Origin of the sequence: Citrobacter sp. C6_1 (genome assembly GCF_014596835.2) — a bacterium.
Lineage (GTDB): Bacteria > Pseudomonadota > Gammaproteobacteria > Enterobacterales > Enterobacteriaceae > Citrobacter > Citrobacter pasteurii.
Map to the genome: position 1 here is coordinate 3,361,560 of NZ_CP115031.1, position 26,017 is coordinate 3,387,576.

Annotated in this window: 15 protein-coding genes and 1 pseudogene; 8 read left to right on the forward strand and 8 right to left on the reverse strand. The window is 50.2% G+C overall.

Features of this window, described 5'->3' with window-relative positions; genetic code table 11:
* The first annotated feature begins 72 nt into the window (after positions 1–72).
* From IB196_RS16280 to IB196_RS16295, 4 genes are all read left to right on the forward strand, one after another.
* Entirely contained in the window at positions 73–654 is a 582-nt protein-coding gene (locus IB196_RS16280; protein WP_005122009.1) for a TetR/AcrR family transcriptional regulator, read from the forward strand.
* Positions 654–1,022: an MmcQ/YjbR family DNA-binding protein gene (locus IB196_RS16285; protein WP_005122011.1), complete on the forward strand. Its 369-nt coding sequence runs from the start codon at positions 654–656 to the stop codon at positions 1,020–1,022. The genes IB196_RS16280 and IB196_RS16285 overlap by 1 nt, the downstream gene beginning before the upstream one ends.
* A 119-nt stretch (positions 1,023–1,141) precedes the next feature.
* Positions 1,142–1,795: an oxygen-insensitive NAD(P)H nitroreductase gene (gene nfsB, locus IB196_RS16290; RefSeq protein ID WP_005122012.1), complete on the forward strand. Its 654-nt coding sequence runs from the start codon at positions 1,142–1,144 to the stop codon at positions 1,793–1,795.
* Positions 1,796–1,859: 64 nt separating this feature from the next.
* On the forward strand, positions 1,860–3,104 hold the full coding sequence (locus tag IB196_RS16295) for a mechanosensitive ion channel family protein (RefSeq protein ID WP_188231773.1): 1,245 nt from the start codon (positions 1,860–1,862) through the stop codon (positions 3,102–3,104).
* 54 nt (positions 3,105–3,158) lie between these two features.
* Here IB196_RS16295 and pheP read toward each other — a convergent pair whose 3' ends face one another.
* The 3 genes from pheP to IB196_RS16310 form a co-directional block, all read right to left on the reverse strand.
* The gene (gene pheP / locus IB196_RS16300; RefSeq protein ID WP_061067477.1) at positions 3,159–4,553 is read right to left on the reverse strand and encodes a phenylalanine transporter; all 1,395 of its coding nucleotides are present in this window, start codon (positions 4,551–4,553) and stop codon (positions 3,159–3,161) included.
* A gap of 125 nt (positions 4,554–4,678) precedes the next feature.
* Positions 4,679–6,877 carry a TonB-dependent siderophore receptor gene (locus tag IB196_RS16305; RefSeq protein ID WP_188231772.1) on the reverse strand — a complete coding sequence of 733 codons (2,199 nt, stop codon included), beginning with the start codon at positions 6,875–6,877 and terminating at the stop codon, positions 4,679–4,681.
* A 59-nt stretch (positions 6,878–6,936) separates the two neighbouring features.
* Entirely contained in the window at positions 6,937–8,019 is a 1,083-nt protein-coding gene (locus IB196_RS16310) for a YncE family protein (RefSeq protein WP_182290813.1), read from the reverse strand.
* A gap of 302 nt (positions 8,020–8,321) precedes the next feature.
* Between IB196_RS16310 and IB196_RS16315 the strand changes: the two genes are divergently transcribed.
* From IB196_RS16315 to IB196_RS16325, 3 genes are all read left to right on the forward strand, one after another.
* On the forward strand, positions 8,322–9,497 hold the full coding sequence (locus IB196_RS16315; RefSeq protein WP_182290815.1) for a DnaJ family molecular chaperone: 1,176 nt from the start codon (positions 8,322–8,324) through the stop codon (positions 9,495–9,497).
* 735 nt (positions 9,498–10,232) lie between these two features.
* On the forward strand, positions 10,233–10,811 hold the full coding sequence (locus IB196_RS16320; RefSeq protein WP_040232609.1) for a LuxR C-terminal-related transcriptional regulator: 579 nt from the start codon (positions 10,233–10,235) through the stop codon (positions 10,809–10,811).
* Between the two features lie 195 nt (positions 10,812–11,006).
* Positions 11,007–20,345 (forward strand): autotransporter outer membrane beta-barrel domain-containing protein, encoded by a 9,339-nt coding sequence (locus IB196_RS16325; RefSeq protein ID WP_188231771.1) that lies wholly within the window; start codon positions 11,007–11,009, stop codon positions 20,343–20,345.
* Positions 20,346–20,540: 195 nt separating this feature from the next.
* On the opposite strand, the gene IB196_RS16330 is transcribed toward IB196_RS16325, so the two are convergent.
* The 5 genes and pseudogenes from IB196_RS16330 to rclA form a co-directional block, all read right to left on the reverse strand.
* Positions 20,541–21,308, reverse strand: coding sequence for an EAL domain-containing protein (locus tag IB196_RS16330; protein ID WP_040232611.1), 768 nt, complete (start codon positions 21,306–21,308; stop codon positions 20,541–20,543).
* A gap of 102 nt (positions 21,309–21,410) precedes the next feature.
* Positions 21,411–21,998 (reverse strand): LuxR family transcriptional regulator, encoded by a 588-nt coding sequence (locus IB196_RS16335; protein WP_149691432.1) that lies wholly within the window; start codon positions 21,996–21,998, stop codon positions 21,411–21,413.
* A gap of 15 nt (positions 21,999–22,013) precedes the next feature.
* Positions 22,014–22,709 (reverse strand): pilus assembly protein PilZ, encoded by a 696-nt coding sequence (locus tag IB196_RS16340; RefSeq protein ID WP_005122030.1) that lies wholly within the window; start codon positions 22,707–22,709, stop codon positions 22,014–22,016.
* 675 nt (positions 22,710–23,384) lie between these two features.
* A pseudogene (locus IB196_RS16345) lies at positions 23,385–23,540 on the reverse strand (YdgH/BhsA/McbA-like domain containing protein); the annotation flags it as partial.
* A 44-nt stretch (positions 23,541–23,584) separates the two neighbouring features.
* The gene (gene rclA / locus IB196_RS16350; RefSeq protein WP_188231770.1) at positions 23,585–24,910 is read right to left on the reverse strand and encodes a reactive chlorine resistance oxidoreductase RclA; all 1,326 of its coding nucleotides are present in this window, start codon (positions 24,908–24,910) and stop codon (positions 23,585–23,587) included.
* Positions 24,911–25,146: 236 nt separating this feature from the next.
* On the opposite strand from rclA, the gene rclR reads away from it, so the two are divergent.
* Positions 25,147–26,001, forward strand: a complete 855-nt coding sequence (gene rclR, locus IB196_RS16355; protein ID WP_188231769.1) for a reactive chlorine-specific transcriptional regulator RclR — start codon at positions 25,147–25,149, stop codon at positions 25,999–26,001.
* Positions 26,002–26,017 lie beyond the last annotated feature (16 nt).

Below are 26,017 nucleotides of genomic sequence, written 5' to 3' on the forward strand. Positions count from 1 at the left end.
ACATTCGCCGTTGCGGTGCGGCAAAGGCCGTGATTCAATCCTATTTTTTTACAGACTTAGGGGTAAAGTGTAGTGGCTCGTCCGAAGAGTGAAGACAAAAAACAGGCATTACTGGAAGCTGCAACCGCAGCATTTGCACAATCAGGCATTGCGGCCTCTACCGCCGTTATTGCCCGCAATGCAGGTGTCGCAGAGGGAACGTTGTTTCGCTATTTCGCCACAAAAGATGATCTGATCAACGAGCTTTACCTCCATTTAAAACAAGACCTCTGCCAGTCAATGATGGCAAATCTGGATCGCTCAGTGACCGATGCCAAAACCATGACTCACTCCATCTGGAACAGCTACATCAGTTGGGGTCTGGACCATACTTGTGGACATCGCACTATCCGCCAACTGGCCGTCAGCGAGAAAATCAGCAAAGAAACCGAACAGCAGGCTGACGATATGTTCCCGGAACTGCGCGATTTATGTCATCGTTCCGTTCGCCCTGAATTTATGTCTGACGAATATCGTGCCTTCGGTGATGGGCTTTTTCTTTCACTGGCAGAAACAACCATGGAATTTGCCGCCCGCGATCCTGCCCGCGCGAATGAATATATTTCGATGGGGTTTGAGGCCATGTGGCGCGCACTGACCCGCGAGGAAAAATAATGGACGGCCAAACGCTGCATGCTTGTGCTAAACGTATTGCGCTCGAACTGCCTTTTACTGAGCAATGCTGGCCGTTCGGCCCGGAATACGATGTCTTCAAAGTCGGCGGTAAGATTTTTATGATTGTCTCAGAGCAGCGCGGTCGTCCGTTGGTTAATTTGAAGTCTGATCCACAAAAATCACTGCTGAATCAGCAGATTTACCGCAGTATCGAACCGGGCTATCACATGAATAAAAAGCACTGGATATCCGTCTACCCCGGCGATGATATTAGCGAGTCATTACTGACTGACCTGGTGAACGACTCATGGCACCGGGTGGTAGACGGCCTGCCTAAGCGGGATCAAAAACGCCTGCGTCCAGACTGATTTATCGTTAACTCCAATAAGTGTTTTTGCTTTTTTCTGTCTTATCTTTTTCCCGCTAACCCTGTACCCTGCTGAAACAAAACGCACCCGCAGGGTACGAAAAACCACCAGGAGTAGTTATGGATATTGTTTCTGTCGCCTTAAAACGTTACTCCACTAAGGCATTCGATCCGAATAAAAAACTGACCGCTGAGCAAGCAGAAAAATTAAAAACACTGCTGCAGTTTAGTCCGTCCAGTACCAACTCTCAGCCGTGGCACTTTATCGTTGCCAGCACTGACGAAGGAAAAGCGCGGGTGGCTAAATCCGCAGCCGGCGGCTTTGTGTTCAACGAACGTAAAATGCTGGATGCTTCCCACGTCGTGGTGTTCTGCGCCAAAACGACGATGGACGATGCGTGGCTGGAACGCGTGGTGGATCAAGAAGAGCGCGATGGACGCTTTGCTACCCCGGAAGCCAAAGCCGCAAACCACAAAGGTCGTACATTCTTTGCCGACCTGCACCGCAAGGAACTTAAAGACGACAACCACTGGATGGCGAAACAGGTGTACCTGAACGTTGGTAACTTCCTGCTGGGTGTGGCGGCAATGGGTCTGGATGCTGTACCGATTGAAGGCTTTGATGCGGCCATCATGGATGCAGAGTTTGGTCTGAAAGAAAAAGGTTACACCAGCGTTGTTGTGGTCCCGGTGGGTCATCACAGCGTAGAAGACTTCAACGCCGCCCTGCCAAAATCACGTCTGCCGCAAGAAACGACGCTGACAGAAGTCTGATCCCCACATTTGCATAAGCTCCACACAGCGGTCATCATAGACCGCTGTTTATTAAGGAGACATTATGCAGGAATTGATATCTCAGGTAGAAGAACTCGGCATTGAAATAAATCACACCACCTCGCTGGTGATGATTTTTGGCATTATTTTTATCACCGCCATTATTGTTCACGTTATTTTGCACTGGGTGGTATTACGCGCATTTGAAAAGCGCGCCAACGCCAGCTCCCGTCTATGGCTACAAATCATCACGCAGAACAAATTATTTCACCGACTGGCATTCACGCTGCAAGGTATCATTGTCAATATACAGGCCGCACTCTGGCTACAGAAAGGCAGTGAAGCCGCAGAAATATTAGTAACCTGCGCACAGCTGTGGATCATGATGTACGCCCTGATGTCTTTATTCTCCCTGCTGGACGTGATTCTCAATCTGTCACAAAAGCTCCCTGCCGCATCACAACTGCCGTTGAAAGGAATATTTCAGGGCATCAAGTTAATCGGCGCAATTATCGTCGGGATCCTGATGATCTCTCTGCTGATTGGCCAGTCCCCGGCAATACTGATTAGCGGTCTGGGCGCGATGGCCGCCGTCTTAATGCTGGTATTTAAAGATCCGATCCTCGGACTGGTCGCCGGTATTCAGCTTTCAGCCAACGATATGCTCAAGCTGGGCGACTGGCTGGAAATGCCGAAATACGGTGCCGATGGCGCGGTTATTGATATTGGATTAACCACGGTAAAAGTACGCAACTGGGATAATACCATCACCACTATCCCCACCTGGTCATTGGTATCAGACTCGTTTAAAAACTGGAGCGGGATGTCGGCTTCCGGTGGTCGGAGAATTAAACGCAGCATCAGCATTGATGCCACCAGCATCCATTTTCTTGATGAGGATGAACGCCAGCGATTGCATAAAGCGCATCTGCTGAAACCCTATTTAACCACGCGTCACCAGGAAATCAGCGAGTGGAACCAGCAATTAGATGCGCCTGAGTCTGTATTGAATCATCGCCAGATGACCAATATCGGCACCTTCCGCGCTTATCTGAACGAGTATTTGCGTCACCACCCGCGTATTCGCAAAGATATGACATTAATGGTGCGCCAACTTGCACCAGATGACCACGGTTTACCGATTGAAATTTATGCGTTTACCAATACGGTGGTGTGGCTGGAATATGAAAGTATTCAGGCTGATATCTTCGACCATATTTTTGCCGTCGTCGAAGAATTTGGTTTACGCATTCATCAATCCCCTACCGGAAATGATATTCGTGCGCTGTCAGGCGTATTTCAGCGTTAATCTGCAGAATAGATAAATCACCGATCTCATCACCAGGATGAGATCGGTTAGATATTAGCGGGACTTGCGACGCAGCAGTTTGAATGCCACGAACAGGAACAGGATCCACACGGGCAGCAGGATAGCGGACAGGCGCATATCATCCATGGTGCACATCAGCACCAGAATCATGCCGAGGAAGGCGATACACACGTAGTTACCCGCCGGATACAGCAACGCTTTAAACTGAGTATCACGCCCCTTACGACGCATTGCCGCCCGGAAACGCAGGTGCGCCAGACAGATCATAATCCAGTTCAATAGCAGCGTCGCAACCACCAGCGCCATCAACAGGCTGAAGGCTTTTTGCGGCAACACATAGTTGATCAGCACCACCAGCGACGTAATCGCGCCGGAGAGAATCAATGAGTTTACCGGTACGCCACGACGGCTGACTCGGGTTAAGAACTTCGGTGCATTTCCCTGTACCGACAGACCAAACAGCATACGGCTGTTAGAGTAGACGCCACTGTTATACACCGACAGCGAAGCCACCAGAATGACAAAATTCAGCGCAGAAGCCACCACGTTACTGTCAAGATTATGGAAAATCATCACAAACGGGCTGCTGTTGGATTTCACTTCCACCCACGGATACAGCGCCAACAGCACCACCAATGAGCCGATGTAAAACAGCAAAATACGATACACCACCTGGTTTACCGCTTTCGGGATACTTTTTTGCGGATCCTGCGCTTCGGCAGCGGTAATTCCGATCAGTTCCAGACCACCAAACGAGAACATAATCACCGCCAACGACAGGATCAGTCCGTTCCAGCCAGTCGCGAAAAAGCCGTTATAGCGCCAGAGGTTATCAATGCTTGCATGTTCGCCGCCGTTGCCGGAAACCAGCATCCAGATACCAAAGCCAATCATGCCGATAATCGCCAGGACTTTGATCAGCGCAAACCAAAACTCCGTTTCGCCATACAGACGCACGTTGACCAGGTTGACCGCATTGATAATCACGAAGAAAGCCGCAGCCCAAATCCAGGTTGGGACATCAGGCAGCCAGTACTGCATATAAATTCCGGCTGCGGTGAGTTCTGCCATGCCAACCAGCACAAACATTACCCAGTAGTTCCAGCCAGACAAGAAACCCGCGAACGGACCCCAGTATTTATAGGCAAAGTGGGCAAACGATCCTGAAACGGGTTCTTCAACCACCATTTCGCCCAACTGACGCATGATCAGAAACGCGATGATCCCGGCAACACCGTAACCGAGTAATACAGCAGGTCCCGCCATCTGAATAGCGGGGCCGATTCCCAGAAACAAGCCTGTACCAATTGCGCCGCCCAGCGCAATTAACTGAATATGGCGGTTTTGCAACCCCCGCTGAAGCGTCGGTTCATTCGTCGACGCGGCATCAGACACGCTGGTGTCAGATGCAGTTGACGCGTTTTTCACGCCCTACCCCTGTGTGGTTTTTATTGAAGGGGCTTCTTTTAACATTTCAACCTGGTTGTCGCAAGGCGCAATCGTTTGGATACGCCGGGCATCCTTGCCCAACGCACCGAGGCCCAGGAAAAAAATCAGAAGTCGTAACTGACGGAAACCTTCAGCGTGCGTGGCTCGCCCTGGAACAGATAAGTCCCGGTATCATCAATACCTGACCAGTAATTCTCGTTGGTGACGTTATCGACCCCTGCACGCAAAATCATCTGGTTCTGGTTTTGATTGAGTGACATACGGTAACGCACACCTAAATCCAGTGTGGTAAAACTGTCGAGTTTCTTGGTATTTGCCGCGTTGGCATACTGAGCGCCAGAATGGTTCAGCCGTGCCGTCGCGGTGAGTCCTTCAACAGGTTTAATATCATATTCAGCCCCCAGCACCGCATAGAAGTCCGGTACGCCGATTGCCGTCTTACCGTTGTTGACACCGTTTTGATTTTTACTGAGCGTCGCATCCAGCCACGTTGCACTGGCGTTCAGCCGCAGTCCTAACACCGGCTCACCAAAAACATTCAGCTCCACGCCACGATTACGCTGCTCACCGTTGATGGCGTAATACCGGGTCTGGCTATCCAACTGCGCAACCGGCATTTTGATTTCAAACAACGCCAGTGAACCGCCTACACGGCCAAAGTCTGTTTTGACCCCAACCTCATTCTGTTTTGCATGGATGATTCCGGTGCTTTGACCGTAGTTCACCGCACTGCTTGGCGCGGTGCTGCCTGGCTGTAGCGATTCGGTATGATTCGCATAAAGAGAAAGTTCCTGCCACGGCTTATATACGACACCGTACGTCGGCATCCAGCGGCTGTCATCAAAACTGTTCTTAACGTTTTCAGCGCCTGTTTCTTTGTTGTAATCACGAACCACAACCTTTTGGTGACGGGCGCCGACGGTAAACAGAAGCTGATCATCAAGCACGCCCAACGTATCGCTGAGTAACCACCCCTGACTACGCGTACGTCCACTGGTTAACGGATCGCTATAGTTGCCTCCCGTCGCCGTCACCGCTGGTTTTGCTACATCTTGCGTATCGTAGATATTGACGTCCGGACGTGCGGCACGTGATCCCATACGCCAGGCGATTTTGTCTTCTTTAGTGACGGCGGAATAACCTACATTAACCTTATGCGACACAAAACCCGTATCAAAATTCCCGCGCAGCCCTGCCATCCCGCTGAACGCATCAATAATACGATTGGTATCAAGGCGTCCGGCTTTGGCGTCACCGGCCTGGTTGTATATTTCCGGGGCACTGTACAAACCAATTTCATGCGCGTGCTGCGCACCTAAACCGGCATAAGCGATCCAGTTATCGGTCAGATCATATTCCGTGCGCGCCATTCCGAACTCATTTTCAATATCGCTATAACCCCATCTCTGGCTATAGTTGTGCGTATTTTTCGGCAGATCGGGGACAAATGGCACATAGTAGACATTGATCCCCATGTTGCCACCGTGAAACGTCTTTTTTTGATACCCGACGTCTAATGAACTGCGGAAACGGTCGCCACGGTAATCCAGTCCCAGCGCTGCCAGCGTGGTACGACGTTTATCATCGTCAACCGCCCCCTCCCCTTCACGATGCAACAGATTCACACGGGCGCCAACCTGGTTATTGTCACCAAAACGGCGTCCGGCATCGAGCGACGTTCCCACCTGTGAGTCACTGGTGTAATCCATACCAAGGCGTGTGATCGGCGTATCGTCTGCATGCTTGGGTTCAAGATTAATCATCCCGCCAACGCCGCTACCGGCCGCGCCATTGAGCAATCCATTCGCGCCTTTAAAGATTTCAACGCGATCGATCATCTGCGTATCCACCACCTGGCGCGGCAGCACACCGGATAATCCACCAAAGGTCATATCATCGCCGTCAAGTTTCAGACCGCGAATACGGTATGTCTCTGCGTAGTTACCATAGCCTTGTACCGCCTGCACGCTCGCGTCATTGGCGACAACATCGGCTACGGTCTTAGCTTGCTGATCTTCGACCAGTTTTGAGGTGTAGCTTATAACGTTAAATGGCACATCCATGGCATTTTGCTGACCAAGCATCCCCAACCTGCCGCCATTGGCGACCTGACCGTCGAGAAAAGCAGGCAGTAACGTATCGCCACCGGGCTTAAAATCACGTCCCTCTGCAGCCTGTACCACAATGGTCTCTTCCGCTTCTGTGGGGGCCTCAGTTGCATTCACCGTGCCGGAAAGCGCGCCAACAGTAGCGGCCAGCACAGTTTTTCTCATTAAGTGTGCGTATGTTTTAGTGTTGTCCATAGCCATGCCATTAAAAGTCTGACGACGTTGCCGGAGAGCGCCCCGGCAACATGTTGTTATTATTTATTCAGATCAATACGCACCACGTTATCTGGCGCGGAGGTGGAGTGGTCTTTATTGAATTTCTGTTTCACGGTGACAAACAAGGTTTGACCATCAGCAGAGAGCAACAGGCTGTTTGGATTGGGGAGGAGATCCCAGCTTTTCTTCACGCTGTAATCCGTTGCATTCAGGCTAAGCAATTTTCCGGAATCACGCTGGGTAATATAGATTTCATTACGCTTCGCATTGAATTTCACCGCCAGCGAATCCCCGATATCCAGCTGTTTGAGCAGCTTGCCCGTATGAATATCCAACACCAATGTCGTTTTCGCTTTGGAATTGTCGGTGACAAACAGGCGACCAGTTTGCGGGTCTTCCGCCATATTCAACAGCAACGCGGGTTTATCGCCCAGCGGCTGCCAGCGTTTTTCAACGCGCTGAGTACGCGGGTTGATAACCAGGATTTCACCGCCGCCATTTGCCGCATAAATACGCTGCGTCATTTCTGAGTAATGCAGTCCGGTCATCCATTTACCGGTATTTTTAATCCGGGTTTTTAGTTTCAGCGTTTCGGCATCAACCACCCAGATCACCGCCGGATCGGCAACGGCGCCAATATAGAGCAGACCGTTATGCAGCAGTACCTGGCGCGCACCGTATGGGAAACCCTGCGGGTTACGTTCCGGGAACAGCACGCGATTCTTCACTTTGCCGTCTGCGGCATTCAGCGCGCTTAGGCCACCATCCAGGGAGTTGGTGACATACACCGTTTTACCGTCTGGCGAGATAGCCATACCAAAGTTTTTCAGATCGGTGTGGCTCAGACCGATGGTCTTCAGCGTTTGCGGATCCAGCTTGTAAATCACCCCACCCTGAACATCTTTGAACCCTTCCGCACTGGCGACGTACAGCGCATCACCTGCTGGACTCAGCGCCATTTCATACAAGCCGTCAGCCAGTGCGCGCTGCTGAATATCCGTTGCTGCCGGTGCGATTGCTTTTTCCTGTGCCAGCGGGTTACTGGCTGGCGTAGCGTCAGCTGTACAGCCGCTTAATGCAATGGCAGCCAACAATGCCAGAGCGGATGTTGTTTTTTTCATTGTCGGGATCCTTACCAGAATTCATGCAGATTGCTAATAACAAAAAAGTGAATGAGAACTATACGCATTATCTTTATCATATCAAGAATAATTAGCCGGTGAATAAAAAAGATGAAACGAGGGTTTAAAGACGCGAAGAAGTGCGCGCTAATACCGCTTTTTCATCATTACAGTGAATTATTCTGGACGAGAAGGCATCGCAGGCCACAGAATGCACTTTACTGTTTTTCCAACATTTTCAAACGGGTGAACCTGGCGTGGTTCAGTCACCCGTTTTTGAACTACGCCAGGCAACGACTGTCATGAATAAGATCATTAAACGACTTGAGATCGTCAAAAGCGCCATCGAACTGGAAGATGAAGAGATTATTTTCCAGCAGTTGGCGCATCTGAAAAATGAACCTTTGCCAGTCATTCCCGGCGTCATCGTGCAGGCGATTGAAGAACGGCGTTTCGGCGATGCCCTGCGTGAAATTACACACTGGCTACAATCCCAGCGCGCAGTATCAACGTGGCAGGACCCCGGCATTGCCGCCAGTAAGCTCGAACTGAAAGCGCTTGAAACCCAACTGCGTGATCTGATTGATAAGCGCAACACGCGTATTCAAATCCTCGATGATTTCAATGACCTGTACCATCTTCGCCTCGGACCGTTGATGAGCCGAATTCTCGAACTGCGTAAACAACTGGCCGCCAGCGCGCAACGTAAGCAGGAAGCAGAACGAAAACGTCGGGAAAAAGATTATCAGTCCTGTCTGCACTATATTTCACAGGCCGTTGATCAACTGGCGAAACTCAAGCAGCAGTGGGTAAATCTGAGTTCGGACTCCCGCGAATCCGTGGAAACTCGCCAGCGCATTCAGCAACAGACTGAGCTTATCACCGCCCTGCTGGCGGAAATTCGTGAACTGGAAAACGACTTTTCTCGCCAGGACGACAGCGCGACCCGTCAGGCACAGGAGGAAGCCAGCCATGAATATGATGAATATCAGGAACAACAGCAGGATGCTCAGCACCGTTACACCCGCGACCAGCGGCTTTCAGCAGATGAACGTAATGAGTTAAAACGCCTGTGGCGTCAGGCCAGCCGCCTTTGCCACCCGGACGTGGTAGCGGATGACCTGAAAGAGAAAGCCCATCAGATGATGGTGCAGCTTAATCAGGCACGACAAAATGCCGATCTGGCCGCAGTTCGGGCATTACTGACCCAGTTACAAACCGGGCTCGAACCGATGATGGCAAGTGACCGATTAAACGATCTACAACATTTACGTAGCAAGATTCAGCAGCTCAGGGAGCAAATTAATGCGCTGCTCAAAGAGATTAGCGATCTGGAAGCGGAAAACGCCTGGCGTCTTGCCACTTCAGTAACAGACAAAGAAGCCTACTTTTCCGATCAGCAACGGGCACTGACAGAAATCCGCACTACGCTGGAAATGCAGGTACAACAAGTGGAACAAGAGCTATTGGCTGGCTGAGAAAACGTGCGTACAAAAAGCAGACAAAAAAGCGGCTGCAAGACTGATTTTTAGATTAAGCACGAAAAGCTTACTTTAGATTAAACATCTTAAAATATTAATAAATAAAGAATATAAATCTAAATTACATTCATTTACAGCGCATTAATTCAAATCAAACACTATTTTCTCCTTCCAAACATTTAGCTCCTTCACTGCCCGGCCTTTGATTAAGAATTCTCCTGGTAGTTTCCTTCCCCGTTAAGAAAATCACATATCTGTTTGAAATTAATAACAATTAACAATATTCCCCTTCTAAACCTATAGGAATTCCCTGTCATTGTCGAATCGGGGGACACAAAACCTCGCCGATCAATAAGCGAAATCTATCAATCATCTTCACAGAGGTGATATAAACGATTTATCTTAAATTTTAACAAAGTGTAATATCCACTTTAAGAATAGTTAATGATTTAAATAAAGACAGATATTATCTGTTGATATCCGAATAAAAAAGGATCCGTTCAAAGCAAAGAGCGAATATACCCGTCATAATTCAAGTTACATATGCGTTGGCTGCGTTAGTTCACCTCAGCCACATAGTATCTGTACGCCTGGGAATTTTCCCCCGGACTTCCTGTAACTTGAATTATTTAGGGCATACGAGAATTAATTAACATTTCATGCATCGCGAGAAACTCTTTTTTAACCAAAAAAAGAGGCGACTGCTTGCACCAAAATTTCAAGGAGATCGTTATGTCTAAAGCTATTTTTTTGGGTGACTCAATTTACCCCTGGCTTGGCATGCGAGAAATCCTACGTGGCTCATCATTATATATTGATATCGCGTACCATTCCTCCCAGACGCTTTCTGCCGTCCAAACGCTATCTTATGAAACGGATTGCATCATTATTAATCCTGACAAGTCAGATTTTTTAAAATATGCCAGGATTATCCGCAACATGGCTATACGACCATCCACAACGATCATCGTATTAGCCGATGAAGCCACTTTTTCTATTTTTCAAACAGTGTGCGGAATGGCTCTGCAGTTCCTCGATCAGGACACCTGTCTTGATCAGCTATTGCAAACAATCACTCGTATCACCGAAAACAAAAATCAACGCAATATCAAAGAAATACAAACAAAAATAACGACCAACGAATTCAATGTGATGATGATGCTGGCCCGCGGGTGGTCACTGGCACAAATCGCCGGAGTATCGCAAAAAAGTGAAAAAACAATCGGGGCGTACAAAAGCAACATTGCCAGAAAGCTGGGTAAAAGTAATACCCGGCTCAAGTACACCATTTCTCACTATAGCCAGCCGTAACTGACTTATTTAAGGATAGTAATCACAGTTAATTATTAACAGATTTCCTTTCGGCTCATTTTTAATTCCGCCTGGCCCGGAAGGGATCACTATTTTCGAAAATCGACATACCGGGTAGCACATCCGCGTGCCAACCATCGCCAACAACTCAACGTATTAACACATACATAACAGGAATGTAAACGAGGGTTATATATGAATAAGGTTTACAGCATTATTTGGAACGCGGCACTCGGCATCTGGGTTGTCGTCTCTGAATTAACCAGAGGTAAGAAAAAAAGCAGTTCACGTAAAACTGTTGCGGTACTGGCCGCCAGTGCATTAAGTGGCGCTACGATGATGGCCTCAGCTGCGCAGATTACCGCTACGGGCGAGCGAAATATTTCTGACGATCTCCAGAACGGTATTTCTGCGGGCGTTTATCAGGCTCCCCACGACTACGGCTTCTTATATGAAAATAATACTGCCAGTCAGACACTCAATATCAGCGGCGCAATCCCGACGATTAATCCGGGTCAAAGCGGCGTTGTAGAATCAACCACCATCAGTGAGTTACTGCGAACAGGAAAAATCACCCTGCAGGCCACCAGCCCAGGCCAGGATGCAAAAAAAATCACCACAGCTGAAGAGCTGGCGGAATACGTGACGTATAACCAATCGGCTACGCCTTCTCAAAGCGAAAACTTCAAGGTGGTTGACCCGGCATTCCCGGACGGCACAGAAACCATTAAGGTCTATGATACCGATGTGTTAAGTCGCTTTCTTACTAAATCGCAAATCGGCGATTCCGTATTAAATACTTATGATGCAACCAGGTCTGAAATCTATAAGCAGTTTGGTATCGCGCTGGCAACCGATGGTGCTACGGCCAACCTGAACATAGGTAATGACACGCTCAATGTACGCGACAAAGCCAATACCATCGAGTTACTGGCCAAAGACTCCTCCTTACTGGAAGCGCAAGGCGCCAACAGCCAGGTGAACTGGCAGTCCGATAACTATATAAAATTTAACGCCGCTCCGGTTATCCCTGAAAAAACATTCGCCGGCTCAGCGCAAACCTCTGTCTTTGGCGATGATGTGACGCTGATGACTTATGGCTATGATGCAGATGGCAAGGTTATCGAAACCGGGGTGCGCACATTCACCATTACCAGTACGCAGGAGTTGGCTGATTTTAACGACTTCCTGTTAGGCAGAAGTGCCGACGCCGCAGAAAATGCCAATGGCGATAAGGTCAGCCAAATCCAATTGTGGCTGGAGGCTGAAGAGGTCACAACCGTCACAGCAGCACAAGCAAAGTATGCCGGGTATATCGATAGCTTAATTAATTCCAGTAAGTCGTCTGATGAACTCACATGGGACTACAAAGTCTGGACCGATGGAGAGTCACATATCAACAACGCCACTGCCGCCCGCGGTGAGTTGCATGCCATTTATGCCAACGGCGCTGGCACCACCGGTACCCTGAACAAAGAGGCGATAATCGCCGTTGACGGCAGTATCAATGGCGTCATGAAAGCCATTGATGGTGGGGTTATCAACAACCTCGGCGAGCTGAACGCGCTACGCAGTTCTGGCGGGCAAAGCCTGGCGATTGGCATGTTGGCGCAAAACGCCGAGGCAACCAACCGCGGAACTATCAACTCAGGTCTGTTCATTGATAAAGATGGTAATCAGAACGTTAACAGCTACGGCGCATTCGGTATGCAGGGGCAAGGTACCAGCGTTATCACCAACGAAGGCACCATCAACCAGGCGATCACTACCGATAACTTCGGCACCGCATCTGCCGCCGATCCCTGGAGCAAGGATAAACCTGATACGTCGCTGACGCTGGCCATTGGTATGCAGTTGTCCGGCGAGGCAAAAGGTGTCAATAACGGCAATATTAACGTCGTCGACGGACGTAAAAACGGTGCGTCTTACGGTGAAGGCAGCGCCTTTGGCGTGGAAGTCGCGGGAAATGCGACCTTTACCAACAGTGCTGATGCCGCTATTTACCTTGGTCGTGACGCAAGTAACCTGACCCAGGATGTCATCATGCCAGGTGGTGCCAGCCTGAGCGCCGGAATTATGACCAAAAGCGCCAAAGAGGTTATTAACAACGGTCTCATCACGTTGGGTACCGGTGTCCGTAACGCGGCAGGAATTTTGATCGGCAACGCAACCGGCAACGTACTGAATACGGGCAACATCGTCATCAATGGTAATGGGGATGCGGGAAACAACAAGAACTACGGTATCTCCGTGCGTGACAGCGGCACGGAAAATAATCAGGAAATCCGCAACGACGGCAAGATTAACGTCAACGGCACGAATAACGTGGGGATCCACGTCAGCGCCAATAACAAAAATGCCGAAGTAACCACCAGTGCCACAGGCTCTATTATCGTGGGCGGTACGGGTGGCATCAACGATCGTAACTACGCCATCTGGGCTGAAGGAGGCGCCAAAGGTCAGGCCGTGGTCAACGTCTACTCCAACATTACGCTGGACAAGGCCGGGAATATCGGCGTACACGTGCGTGATAACGCCATTGCTAACGTTGATAGCCTGAGTAGCCCGGTGTTCAACAACACCGATCAGATTGGCTATTATCTGTATGGGAAAGACGCGGCCGCCAATATTGGTCAGGCGGTGATGAATGACAACGGTCAGGATCGCACCACCATTTTCCGTATCGCCAATGGTGCATTACTGGCCGGTAACACCACCCCTCCTGGCAGCCAGGCCAGCTCCAACCTTGACCTTACCCTCAGCGGTAAGAACTCTGTTGGCGTTCTCGCTACCGGTGCAGGCAGTCAAGTCGATACTGGTGAAGCCACATTTACCGTGCAGGGTAGCGATTCCGCAGCACTGGTCATCGAAGGCGGCGCCAGCGGTAATATCAGCGACAAAACCACCATTAATTTAACCGGTGAACGTACCGTTGCCGGGGTGGTTGATGGCCAGGCGCATCGGTTGAATGGCAGCGCAGAGGGTAATGCCACCAGCACTACGCTTACTTCAAACGCGAAGATCACCTCTGAAGCCAGTGGCAATGAAGTGATCGCCTATATAGCGAGAAATCTGGGTAACCTGATCCTCGATAGCGAATCAAGTATCAATCTGGCCAGCATCGACAGTATCGGCGTTGATGTTCAAAAAGACGGGAGCTTAACCAACAACTCCTCCAGCGCCTTGCATGTCAGCAACGGTATTGGCGTTCGCGCTTCGGGCGCCAGCGCACAGATTAAAAAACTGGGTCAGGTAACCGTTGACGACGGAACCGCAGGCGTGCTGCTGACCAATGGTGCCAGCCTGAGTATTACCGGTAATGCCGGTGATGCAATCACGACCAATGGTTCGGCGGATGGTATTCGTCTCGATACCGGAGCCGGTAAGCTGGCTGCAAAAGGGGTAACGATTAGCGCTAAAGGGACTGGCGCGGGCATTCAAAACGATGCCAACAATACCGATATCACGCTCACCGACGTCACCATCAATGCCAACGACGGCGCGGGGATCCGTACCAGCGTCGCGCTGAACATGAAAGATGGACTAAACAACATCCTTAACGTTAACGGTAAAGGTACCGGCTTCGCCTTTGAACAGCGCAATGGTGACGCAGTAACGGGCAATCTGACCATCGGCACAGGCTATACCATTGAGGTACTGAACAGCGAAGGCAGCGGTATCCGCGCCAATACTGATGGCCGCATCGACACCAAGGCCGACATTAACGTGCACGACAGCGCCGGTGGCTCTGCCATCATCGCGAAAAACGTCAGCGCATTGACCAACAGCGGCAAGATTATCTCTGCCAGCACCACCTCTGCGGTAATCGACGCCAGCGGAGACAGCAGTAAAACCATTACCAACACCGGCACTCTGCAGGCCATCACCGACACTGCGGTGGCCATTCAGTCTGGTAAAGGCAATGACACTATTGATATCAGCGGCGGTGTCACCAGCGGCGTAATCAATACCGGTGAAGGTACGGACACCTTCAACTGGCGTAGCGGCACCTATGCCGGTGAAGTGAATTTCGCCGGTACTGGCGGTAACAATAAAGCCAACATCGGCAATGTGACGCTGGAGAAAACGCGGCACATCACTACCGCTGCAGGTACGGGCAACGCCCTCACCTTCACCGATACAAAAGATGCGAAGATTGGAACGCTGGTCAGCGACAACCTGACTACCGGCACGAATATTGGCACCGGCTGGGATTCGCTGACACTCAGCGGGTCAAACGCGGATGTCCGCATCGTTGAAAACCTGAGTCTGGCAAGCAAAACTATTGCTGTAAACAATGGTGCAACGCTGCGCACCGGCGACCATGTCGAGCCAACCAGTACTGCCGCCAGTATTGGCGACTACAATGTCACAACCCAGGGCGCAGGCAGCAGGGTTATCTTCGATACCCAGGGTGATAACACCGCGGCGCAAATCTATAACGGTACTATCAGCGGTGACGGGAAGTTTGAACGTGCGGCAGGCGGCACCACGGTCTTTACCGCCAACAACAGCTACACCGGCTCTACCACCATTGCGCAAACAGGTACGTTGCAGTTAGGTTCCGGCGGAAACACGGGCGAAGTCAGCACCGAATCTGACATCATCGATAACGGCATACTGGCGATTAATCGCGCCAACGACGTTCTGCTGAATGGCGTTATATCCGGTATCGGTGCACTGCAGCAAATAGGTGGCGGCATTACCCGTCTGACCGGCAACAATACCTATACCGGTGATACCACCGTCACCAACGGCACGCTGTTGGTGAATGGCGATCAAAGCGCGGCACGTGGCGCAACCACCGTCAGCGGCACATCCACACTGGGTGGTAATGGCATTATCGGCGGCAACGTGTTGATGAACGATGCCACAACAATTAGCGCTGGTGACGGCGGTGCGGGTACGTTATCCATTAACGGTAATCTGCAGCTTGGCAGCAAAACGACTTCCGCCTTCGAACTGGGCCAGGCCTATACACCGGGCGGTAAGCTGAATGACCTGATCAACGTCACAGGCGATCTGCAACTGGACGGGACTCTGGATGTCACCACGTCATCGGGCGGGAATTTCGGTCCTGGGGTGTACCGTATTTATAACTACGGCGGTACGCTGAATAACCAGACGCTGGAGTTAGGTGCTGTACCGGACACTCAGAATAAGAGCAACATCTTTGTCCAGACCTCTATCGACAAACAGGTCAACCTGGTGAACGCCAACGGCGTTACCCTGCAGTTCTGGGACGGTGCAACCGTCAATCAGAGCCATGGTGCATCCGGCATCGAAGGCAACAGCAAGATTGACGGTGGCGATGGTAAATGGATGGCGATCGGTGCTCAGGGTGACAACAACTGGACGACAGCTACCGGCGAGGGCAACGCCCCGTGGGCGCAGAAATCCTTTGCTGTCTTCACCACCAAGGGCGGTACCGTTACCGTGGATAACGCTGCAGGTGAGGTTAACTTCTCCGGGGCACAGTTTGATGCCGATGGCTATGTCGTAAAAGGTAATGCACTTAACGCATATGCCACCACGGAAAGCGCGACCCACGCAGGCCAGACACCGGGAACCGGTGAGCTGATGCTGCGCGTCGGAGCCGGTGGCGCGGGGCAAAACTATACCGCGACCATTGAGTCCGTCATCCGTGAAGCCAGCACAAACGACAAACTGACACTGGTGAAAACCGACCTCGGTCGCCTGATCCTCAGTGGCAATAACGAGTATCGTGGCGGTACGCGCATTGATAGCGGCACGTTGCAGATCTCCTCCGATAATAACCTCGGACAGAGCGGAACCGATTTGGCGATTAACAACGCCTCGACATTGCAATTAGGTGCGGATTTGACCAGCAATCGCACCATTGAACTGGGCGCGAATGATAAAGCCGCGGTGTTTGACCTTAATTCGCACCACTTCACGCCAACCGGTGAGATTACCGGCGACGGTAAACTGAAAGTCACCAGCAGCTCAAGCGATGCGGGCAGTACCTTAACGCTCGACCGCGCGAACAGCTACAAAGGCGACACCGAAATTGCCGGCACCGGCAATGCCAACAATGTGACGGTCAATGCCAGCAAAACCGGCGCGTTCGGCAGCAACGAGAGCAGCACCATCACTGTTAATAATGGGGCAACGCTCAACGTCAGCGGCGCAGACACCCGTCTGCAATCACTGACCATGAACATTGCCGACAGCCTGTTAACGCTGGCGGATACCGTCACAGCCGCCCGCGCCAAACTGAACCTGACGGGCACAGCGAAAGCGCTGTTAACCAATAACGCCACTGCGGGCAACGCGACGGTCAGCGTGGCAAAAGACAGCACACTGGCGCTGGAAGAAAACGCCAACGGCGGCAATGCCGATGTAACTAACAGCGGGCTGATGACCTTTGCTGACCAGGCAATGGCAGAGAATACCGTCGTCAAAAACCTTGCAGGCGGTCTGGTAGATGTCAGCGCAGTCAACAGCGCGACTTCCATCGGTTCATTGTCCGGTGCGGGTAATGTCGAACTGGGCAATAAAGAATTGTCGCTGGGGAATCTGGTGCTTCCGGAGCCTGACACCATCAGCGGCATTATCAGCGGCAACGACGGCAGCCTGGTGAAAATCGGTAACGGTACACTGATCCTGACCGGCGACAACACCTACACCGGCACCACGGACGTCAACGAAGGTGTGCTGCTGGTCAACGGCAATCAGTCTGCTTCTACCGGTCAGGTCACAGTGAAATCGGGTGCCACCCTCGGCGGTAACGGCATTATCGGCGGTGCGGTCGATGTGCAGGATAACGGCCATATTACCGCCGGTGCCGCCATCAATAGCGTGGGTAAACTGACTACCGGTTCACTGACGCTAAGCGATAACGCCCAGTTGGATTACCAGTTTGGCCAGGCTTATACCCCAGGCGGCGCATTCAACGACCTGATCGACGTGAATGGCTCCCTGACGCTCGACGGTAAGCTCAATATCGAGACTTCTCCGGGCGGAAGCTTTGACGTTGGCGTTTATCGCGTCATCAACTATACCGGCACATTAACCAACAATGTGATGGACATTGCTAACGCACCGGAAGCCGCAGACAGTTTATACGTACAAACTTCGGTGAAAAATCAGGTTAACCTGGTTAACCATGCCGGACTAACGCTGCGCTTCTGGGACGGCACCGGCGGTGAAAATGGCGAGCTGAAAAACAACGGCGTCATCAACGGCGGCGACGGTATCTGGCAATCCAGCCAGGGTAACGACAACTGGACCACGGATGAATCGACGCCAGAGGGCGCGCTGAATGCTCCGTTTACCGATGCCGCATTTGCCGTCTTCCAGGGGGAAGCCGGTAATGTGACCGTCGATAACAGTAAAGGCGATGTCATCATCAGTGGCGCACAATTCGCCACCGACGGTTATCGTGTAGGCGGTGAAGCCATTACTACCGATACCGCCAATACGTTGATTCGCGTCGGTGATGGTACGATCGATGGCGTCAACTACACCGCAACCATTGACAGCGTGATCCGCGGTACCGGTGGTCTGAATAAAGGCGATCTCGGTACGTTGATCCTGACGGGCAACAACACCTACAGCGGCGGCACGACTATCACGTCAGGGACGCTTCAGGTTGCAGGCGATACCAACCTTGGCGCGGCAGAGACCGGAATCACCTTTAACGGCGGTACGCTGAAATATGGTGAAGCGTTTGATACCGCACGTCAGGTTACGCTGGAATCTGGTGGTGGGACATTCGACACCAACGGACATGATGTGTCCCTGCTGACGGAAGTCGAAGGTAACGGTCAACTGACCAAAACCGGTAAAGGTTCACTGACGTTGACGCTGGATAACACCTATACCGGCGGCACCACCATCGAACAAGGTGTATTGCAGCTCGGCACTGGCGGTACGATAGGTAGTATTGAAGGGGATATCGTTGATAACGGCGTGCTCAACGTTAATCGCGCCGATACTCTGGCGTTAAGCGGTAATATCAGCGGAGAAGGTCAGTTGCATCAGACCGGTAGCGGTACGACGGAGCTGCAAGGCCAAAACAGCTACAGCGGTGCAACGCTCATCACCAGCGGGGTATTGCAAGCCGGTGATACCAATACCCTGAGCGCCGCCTCGCACCACTATGTTGTCGCGGGCACCACCCTGAATACCCAGGGTTATAACCAGACAGTCGCAGGGCTGAGCAACGGTGGCGATGTGTCGCTCATCGGCCAGCAACCTGGCACAACCTTAACCGTCAAAGGGGATTACGCCGGCGAAAAAGGCACTATCAACATGGCGGCTATCCAGAACGGTAGCGGCGCAGGTATTGCTGACCGTCTGATTATTGATGGCGGTAAAGCCAGCGGCAGTACGCTGCTGGATGTCGATGGCTCCGGCCTTGGCGCACCGACCGTGGGTGACGGCATCGAAGTGGTTACGGCGCTCAACGGTGCAACCACCACGGCGCAAACCTCACGGGATGCCTTCCATCTTGCCGCCGAGCGTATGGCTGCGGGCGCATTTGAGTACCAACTGCATGCCGGGAATGCGCAGGGTCAGGGCGAAAACTGGTACCTGAGGAGTGAATACCGTCCAGAAACCATGCTGTATTCTGGTCTCGCCAGCGTGGTTCGCCAGGGTGACATCAGCCTGTTAGGCAACATGCACCAGCGTATGGGTGACGAGGTTAAACCGGGACTTGATGAAGACAATCGCGCCTGGGCAAGAATGATTGGTTATTCCGGTAAAACCAAACTGGATGATGCGGCCGGGACGCAAACCAGCTCCCATACCATGGGTATTCAGGTCGGCGTCGATATGTACGCCAATGAAAGCTGGAAAGCCGGGATGTATACCAGCATCCTTGATATCGACAGCAATGTGAAAGGCAGTAAAACGGGCAGCAACGGCAAAGGCGGCAACATCGACGACAACGCATTTTACGTTGGCGGTTATGCCACCTGGTTCTCTGGTGACGGTATGTATGTCGATAACGTGCTGCAATACGGGAACCATAAATCCCGCCTGTCGGCATCGGGTAACAACGGCTCTTACACCGTCAAAGGCAATACGTTGACGGCCTCAACTGAAGTGGGTAAAGCATTCCGTTTAGGTGCCAGCGCCTGGAGCCTGGAACCGCAGGCCCAGTTGATCTATCAGTACAGCGACTTTGATAACAGCACGCTGGATGGTGTAACCCAAACGAGAGTGAATATGGACACCGCCGATTCCTTTACCGCGCGTCTGGGCGTGCGTCTGGTCGCGGACTACGACACCAACCATGGTAAATTCCAGCCGTACGGCCGGGTAAACGTCTGGCAGGGTCTGGGTTCCAAAGATAAAACGCACTTCAGCAATGCGGTCGCCACCACCACGCTGGAATCTTCACAGCAGTACTCCAGCACCGAGGTTGCAGCGGGTCTGTCGTGGTCTATCGACCGAAATCTGCAGGTCTACGGCGAACTGGGGACACAGTTCAGCAACGGCAGCAATAAATCGCAGGTTGAAGCCCCGGTCAATGCGTCTATTGGCTTTAAGAAATCGTTTTAAGCAGGTATAAACTCGCAAGCCCCCTGTTCACAGGGGGCTTTTTTTTGTCGGTCCAGAATACAGCACTGCCTGATACGCCGCACTTATCACGCCTACGGACTTGTGTTCGTTCCTGCAGGCCGGATAAGGCACAGGCGACACCACCCGGTAACGCGGAAGAATCAACGATCAGGGGAACAACAAAGAGGGATGAGATTAACGGTTATATTGCGCTAAGAGTGAAGGAATCTGTTCTGCCAACACCGGGGGAGAAATGAAGAAGCCTTGAATTTTGTCACAGCCAATCTGCGTCAGGCGATCAAGTTGAGACTGGGTTTCGACCCCTTCGGCCAGGACTTCAATGCCAAAATTGTGCGCTAAAGAAATGATGCCCTCAATAATCCTTGTCGATTTAGTGTCGGGCTCTATTTCGGTGACAAACTCTTTATCAATTTTTAAGGTATCAAAAGGGTATTTCAACAGATAATTAAGATTAGCGTGCCCGGTACCAAAATCATCAAGCGCTAACTTGACCCCTATTGCCTTCAGTTCCGTCATATTTTTCGCCGCTATTTGGCTGTCACACAGCGGCGATGTTTCCGTTATTTCAATCTGGCATCGATGAACCGGAAGGCCGGAAGCGGCCAGGTTTTGTCTGATTCGTTGAGGTAAAAGAGGATCGCAGAATTCAAGCGCAGAAATATTTACTGATAATACAAGAGGTTCGGACCAGGTACTCGCAACATTCCACGGCGGACTGGCAACCATATCTTCAATTGAAAATATATTGCCTCTGTCTTCCAGTAACGTAATAAATACATCAGGAGAAATCATACCCATCTGAGGGCTGTTCCACCGCATTAATGCTTCAAACCCGCTAATACACTCGGTATGTAAATTAAAAATAGGCTGATAAACCATATAAAGCTGACTGGTATTCAATGCCTTTTCAAGCGCGGTGAGCACCTCATCGGAATTAAACATTCCCCCTCTCCCTCTACAAATCATATAAATTAAAAACCAGTCAAAATCACTCCCGAGTTGTACGTGCTGTTAAGTGCGTTACATCAGAAAAGAATAGCCAGGTTAGGGTAAAAAAGACATGCTGTGGGTAAATCTGACAATCAGTTTATTCAGATCAGAGGTATTGGTCAGTCCCAGCTTGGCGACAACTCTCATCTTATGCGCCTGAATAGTCTTATAGTTCAGGCTAACCAATTCAGAGATTTCCTTGGCAGAATAACCACTTACCAATAGATTGAGGATTTGTTGCTCTCTTTCCGTCAATCTTTTCTGCGAACGATACAGTCGGGGATTCCATTTCCCGGCTGACAACGTAGCCAACTGAGCAAAATCACGCAATGAGGATTTCTCAGTCAATACTATGGTTTTTTCAACGTATAATAATTCAACACATAATTTCGCCACCAAACTATCAGCAACGATAACGACGACGCTATTATAAAACTTGAACCGGTTTTTATTCAAAAACTGCACAATGGCGGAACAAGGCTGTTCATTGTTAATGATATTAAAAACCATTGTCTGATGCTGGCATAATGACGGCTGCTGCAACATATCCTCAAACTGGAATGTTTTTATCGGCACATGTTTGCTTGTCAGGTAGGCAAACATACCGTTGCCTACAAAATTATCACTGCCACACATCAACATCCTGTTCACCGCTCCTTATAAGCTTCTAATTTTATTACTCATTAAAAATTTAATAATGGTTTTCTCAACTTCAGCCTCTTCACGACGGTTCTTAAAATCGAACTCGCAAGAAACCTGATGACAGGCATACAATTGATTATCCTCATCAAATTCGTTGATCGCGACGACATCAATGACTTTTAGATCAAGCTGAAAACTGCCGAACGTATCAAAATCCAGAGCAGCATTTTTAATCACTGCATCCTTGTAAAGAAAACGGGCATTAACATCTTTAGCGATTAACGCACAGCCACCTTGAGAGATGTTTTTAATCTTAAGTGAGTAGTTCTCTCCGTTTTTGTAACGACCAAAACAGAAAAAATCGAACCCCTTCAGAAAAGAAAACCGCTGATTCTGTCGCTGTTGGGCAAAGAAAATCATATCCGGGATGAGGTAGGATAATCCTGCCTCAGCACCTGTTGATGAGGTTGCTTCAAATCTGGCGCTAAATTTTATAATCCCGCTGTCACTATGCAGGATAAAGTATTGGATCTTTTCAGGAATGATGTCTTCATGACCGGTGACTACAAAGCGTTCAAAATCGATCCTTTCTAACTGCGTGATGACGCTGGTGTTTTCACATAAAACTTCCAGCTTCGTCTTCTTATGCAGTTCTTCACGAAGGATAGCGATGATCTCAAACTTGTTGTCCTTTGCTAATCCAAAGTTCATTCTAAAACCCTTATTTCCATATTTAAGATATGTCTCGGCCCCGGTCTGATGACAGACAAAAACGCGAGATCAGCATCCACCCCTGGCGCCTAATTACCATAGTGGATTCCATGTCGAACAGTTGATTAAAACTTAAGTTTTTAACTATCTTTCATCATTTATTGATACGTAAAAACATTTAATCAGAATTAATTTTAGCTTAAGCCATGCCTAAAACCATGCAAACCTACGCAATGATTATAACAAAAGTGAATAACAACACTTTTAAAAATTCGATTTTGAGATAATAAATAGCAATAATCGCATAGAAATAAAATAGAAAAAATGCTGTAAAAATAAGAGGTTGACAATACAGAGCGTGGACAGGGGGTTGCTGAACCTATAGGCACGATATCCAGCAGGTGGTCATTAGCCAACTAATACCAATACAATGACGCCTCATTTCACAGGGATGAATGTATCATTCAGGTATATTAATCGTAATTTAACTTAAGTAATAAAAAGACCAGCATGATGTTGGCCCCGGTAAATACCGAATTAAATTAGAGTGGCAAACTCTCTTACAGAGGGTACAGCGTTAAAAATTCAATACCGTTGTTTAACGATTGCTCGGGCAGAATCGGCAATTATCATCACTGCCCCAGTAAACGAAGATATTTTTCCATGACGGCAATCCTACTTGTACAAAATTACAGTGGCATAAGTACTGCTATCAATTCTCATCGAGGTAATTTTCCATGATGATGCCTGCTTTTCTTGCGCCAGTTTAGCAATGGCCTCTTCGACAACAGAAGGTGCTGCTGAAACAGCAGATACACTGACGTGGGCCAAAAAACCCCCACACAGGTGGGGCAAAGATGCAGACTCTATATTTATTATTGCACGAGAGAAAAAAGATCGTTTAATGACTCACTCATACTTGGATGGGTAAATATTTGGTCACGCAACACGGTATAAGGTAACCCGGCATCCATCACAGTTTTAATGATATTAATCATCTCATGCGAATCCACACACAGCAGTGAGACACCTAATATCTGCTGCGTATCCGTGTCCACCACAGCTTTAAGTACACCACGCGTATCATCCATGACTCGCGCCCGTGGAATCGCAGCGACGGGAAGCGTCACCACCTGTACCGCCGCACCGCTGGCACGAGCCTGCTCTTCAGTCATCCCCAAGCGGGAAAGTGGCGGTGTCATAAAGACGGAATATGGCACATTTTGCCGATCGCCGGTGTTTCTTAGCCCTTCGCCTAACAGGCCATCACGCACAATACGGAAGTCGTCCAGTGAGATATAGGTAAATTGCAGCCCCCCTGTTACATCTCCCATAGCCCAGATGTTATCCGCCGACGTCCGCAAATATTTATTCACAATAATGCCGCCACGATCGTTCACATCGACACCGGCTTTTTTCAGTTGCAGCTGTTCCGTCGCCGGCTTGCGGCCTGATGCCACCAGCAGTGCGTCAACCACCGGTTCCCCTTCCGGCATCTGTAGCTGCACCGCGCCATCATGAGACGAAACCGACTGCACCTTAGCATTGAGGATCAGTTTGACGCCTTTATCACGTAAAATATCAGCGATCGCATCGGCGATATCCCGGTCCTCACGGGGCAAAAACAGCGGTGCAGCCTCAAAAATAGTGACCTGACTGCCGAAGTTGGCAAACATCGACGCGAACTCAACGCCGATATAGCCACCCCCCAGGATACCCAGGCGCTGTGGGCGTTGGGTCAAATTCAGCAACCCGGTGCTGTCAAAGACGCCTGGCGTACTGGATAATCCCGCAATATCCGGAATCGTCGACTGTGCACCGGTATTAATAAAAATCTTCTCACCGCTTAGCTCAAGCGTCCCTGTCGACTGCATTACCCGCACGGTATAGTTGTCGACAAATTCAGCACGCCCTTCAATCACATCCACATTTTCCAGATCGGCCAGATTATGGAAGTTTTTATCGCGCAGAAAGCTGACCACGGAAGTCTTACGTTGCATCGCAGTCGCAAAGTCATGCTGCAGCTCAGCATCATGTACCAGGGTTTTGGTTGGAATACAGCCGATATTAATGCATGTTCCGCCATACATGGTGTTGGATTGCTCAATAATCGCTACCCGCCAGCCCGTCTTTGCCAGCGTAGCCGCCAGCGTCTTACCTGCTTTGCCAAATCCAATAATGATCGCCTGATATTGTTTCATGCTGCCTCTCCGCAAAGTCATTGTTCATTTGTTACTCTGGATTATAGGCAGTGCCCTGTCAGGTCAGCATATCCATAACGCGCAATTTTCTGTTCAATCGTCTAATCCCAAATAATAAAAACTAAAGATATGCAAAACCAAATGCAAATTAACTATTTGATGGTATTAATTTAATGCAAAAATATGATGATAATTACGGTGCTATCAACAACAACAAAAATTGTTCAGGAGTCTTTATGGATGCACTTAGCCGCTTGCTAATGCTTAACGATCCGCAGGGTTCTATTGATCAAAACTGCTTATTGAGCAGAGACTGGCAACTCCCTCATGCAGCTGGTGAGTTATCCGTGATCCGCTGGCATACGGTAACCCTAGGTAGCGCTTTACTGGAGATGCCTGACGGCAACACTTATACACTGCGTCCTGGTACGGTAGTCATCTTGCCGCAAAACTCCGCGCATCGGTTGTGCCAGTCAGGTGAAGAGCAAACGCATATTGTCTGCGGAAGTCTGCAACTACAGACATCCTCCCGCTATTTTTTAACCGCGCTGCCGGAAGTTTTGCTGCTGGCACCTGACGAAAATAGCCCCGTTTACCACTGGCTTAAGGCGATGATTGGGCTGATGCAGCAGGAATCATTAAGCATGCTGCCCGGTTCCAACGTTGTGTGCAGCCAGCAATGCGCCACGCTGTTCACGCTTGCCGTTCGCGAATGGTTATCTCAGGCCCCCCCTGCCAAAAATGTGCTGAATCTGCTATTACATCCCCGACTGGGAGCGGTGGTGTTCCAGATGCTGGAATCACCCGCACATCCCTGGAGTGTTGAAGAACTGGCGCTGCGCGCGCATATGTCCCGGGCCAGTTTTGCTCAACTGTTTCGCGAGGTTTCAAACTCCACGCCGCTCGCCGTACTCACCACACTGCGTCTGCAATTCGCCTCCCAGATGCTGTCGCGCGGCGCCCAGCCATTGGTCGTGATTGCCGAATCGGTGGGATATGCCAGCGCGTCATCTTTTCACAAAGTTTTTCTGCGTGAATTCGGCTGCACGCCTGGCGAGTACCGTAAACGGGTGAAAGCGCTGGAATCATAGCGCCCACCGTCAAAGG